The following is a 2,300-nucleotide window of genomic DNA, read 5'->3' as shown; positions in this document are numbered from 1 at the left end:
AGTCAAGCCCCCACCCTCCGGATAACGCATACCACCGGCATATCGCAGGGATCATGAACCGTCACTACCCGACGACAACCCGAAAACCTCAGTAATGGATCTCGCAGACAGATATCAGGCTTTGGCGCGTGGTGCGCTGTTGGTTGCTGAGTCTGCCGAGGACGCCTACCGGCTGGGTGACCTTGAACGCTTCCTCAGCCATGGATCCGGGACCGACTTCACTCACTGGGTGGTCTGCTCGACAGGTGCGACACCAGACGCGAACTGGCCGAGGAAACAAGGGCTTTCGCCCAGACAGCCGCCAAGTACTCGGAACTGCGGGACCAACTCATTTCCGACGTTCACCACACGCATCCAGAGCCACCCTGGCGGATCGTGGGACAGAAGACTATGGCGACCCGGGCACAGTCCGGAGTACTGCTGCGACAGCCGACGTTCGTCCTGCGGCGCCTGGATGCCGGCTCGGACGTCCCTGTTGCGCGATCCGATGGCCGTCGCGAAGGAGATGGCGACAGCGGCGCGCAGGCGGGCCGGGCCGCGCACTCGGACCTGCTGCTGCTGGACTGCGCCGGGGCACTTTGACGCCCCTGCTTGTCCTCACTCCCCCGCCCTCCTCGCATCACGCCGAACACCCTCGACGGCCGTCACCGGCACCACCACCACCGACGCCGTCACTCAGGTGATCTGCATGTCGTGGGCGAATCCGTCGTACGCCGTCCGGGCCACCAAGCGGGCCTGTGCGATGTGACCCGCGTGCGCCGAGGTCCTGCACAACCAGGAGGGGGAAGTGACCGATCCCCGTGCCCAGTACGCCAGTTGGTTGTCCGGGATGTCGTCAGCGATTACACAGCTGAATTCCTCGCCGCAGCAACCGTGTGGGACACCCACCAGATGATTCGAGCCCGGCTGCCACGGCGCACCCGGCCTGAGACGGTCCAGCCACCCCACCGAATGCCCCCGGTTATCCGGGCGGATGAACGCCGGTGCGCCGAACAGGCCCGAAGTCGCTCACGCCCACCGGCAGTAAGTGCTATCGCTCCCGGCAGCCCTTCCCATCATCCAGTACTGCCACCCAGCGGAACGAAGCCGGTCCGGGGTCTCGGCCATGGCCCGCGGGTATGCAAGCGCCACATATCACTTGCGGGCGACAAACCCCCACTGATCGACGGGCTCAGCACCATCTTCGCTCCGGCTCGGACGCCACAGGGAGATGGACCCGAATCCCGGGTCGACCAGTTCCATCCCGTCGGCGCTAGCGAGGATCTCCTCAGGCTGGCGCACCAGGTAGGGCGGAGTGTCTCCGGCCGCGTAGGCTTCCTGGGCCGCCAGCGTCTGCGGTGTGGCGATTGTGTCGCAGAGCACCAGATAGCTTCCGGCTACGGTGCCGGTCATGTATCGGCGCATGAGGTCGATGCCGGACTGGGGATCGACATGTCCCAGCGTGGACAGCACCATGACGGCTACCGGCTGGGTCATGTCCAGGGTCTGTCCGGCTTCGTGGAGTACTTGTTCGGCTTCCAGCATGTCCGCGTGCACGTAATTCGTCATGCCGTCCGGTGCGCTCGTCAAGAGGGCGCGGGCGTGGGCCAGGACCAGCGGGTCGTTGTCGACGTAGACGATGCGTGCCTTCGGCTGGATGCTCTGAGCGACCTCGTGGGTGCTGTTCTGGACGGGGAGCCCGGTTCCGATGTCGAGAAACTGTGTGATTCCCGCCTCGTCGGCCAGGTAACGCACCGCACGCGCTTGGAAGGCCCGTGACGCACGGGCAAGGTCCCGGGTCTGGGGATAGCTCGCGATAACCTGGTCTCCCAGTTCCTGGTCGACCGGATAGTGGTCCTTGCCTCCGATCCAGTAGTTCCACACGCGGGCCGAGTGCGGTACGCCGCTGCGGATCTGGACCTCGAGCTCTGTCTGCTCAGTCATTTCGCTTCTCGTCTCGTAGTGTCTGAAGGGCAGCCTTGGTCCTCGGCATCATGCCAGGCCCGCCCACGTGTCAGCTCGGAACGTGCCCTTCACGTCGGAGGCGACGTTGGTGGCGTCCAGGTGGATGCCGAGTGCCGTGGGGTACTCGCGCAGCTGTCTCGGACCCACCGTCCGTGCCCTCTGGTGAGGTCAGCCCCATAGAACGCGATCACTACGCGGGGTGTTGTCACGTTGGTGAGGTGTTGATCGATCGAGGGCGCGTCAGGGCGTGGAGGGGTCGGTGCGCGGGGGGCCTGGGTCACGCCGCAGTGGGCAGGACGGTGACGCCGGTGATCTGGTCCCAGATGGCGAAGCGGACGGTCATCTCGGCTCGGTGG

The 2,300-nt window shown here is 65.4% G+C and carries 2 protein-coding genes and 1 pseudogene; 1 reads left to right on the top strand and 2 read right to left on the bottom strand.

The genetic code is table 11. The features are described from left to right. Window positions 1–375 precede the first annotated feature (375 nt). The gene (locus tag ACWCXX_RS41220; RefSeq protein WP_451136433.1) at window positions 376–582 is read left to right on the top strand and encodes a hypothetical protein; all 207 of its coding nucleotides are present in this window, start codon (window positions 376–378) and stop codon (window positions 580–582) included. A gap of 552 nt (window positions 583–1,134) precedes the next feature. On the opposite strand, the gene ACWCXX_RS41215 is transcribed toward ACWCXX_RS41220, so the two are convergent. Beyond that, window positions 1,135–1,923: an SAM-dependent methyltransferase gene (locus ACWCXX_RS41215; RefSeq protein WP_451136431.1), complete on the bottom strand. Its 789-nt coding sequence runs from the start codon at window positions 1,921–1,923 to the stop codon at window positions 1,135–1,137. A gap of 298 nt (window positions 1,924–2,221) precedes the next feature. After that, window positions 2,222–2,300: pseudogene (locus ACWCXX_RS41210) on the bottom strand (IS6 family transposase); the annotation flags it as partial.

It is taken from the genome of Streptomyces sp. NPDC001732 (assembly GCF_053596315.1).
The sequence above is the reverse complement of the archived record's forward strand: the minus strand, read 5'-3'. Positions and strand labels throughout refer to the sequence as shown.

Excerpts from the sequence above, each read along its gene's own strand:
- ACWCXX_RS41215 (WP_451136431.1), bottom strand. The coding sequence starts at position 1,923 with ATGACTGAGCAGACAGAGCTCGAGGTCCAGATCCGCAGCGGCGTACCG.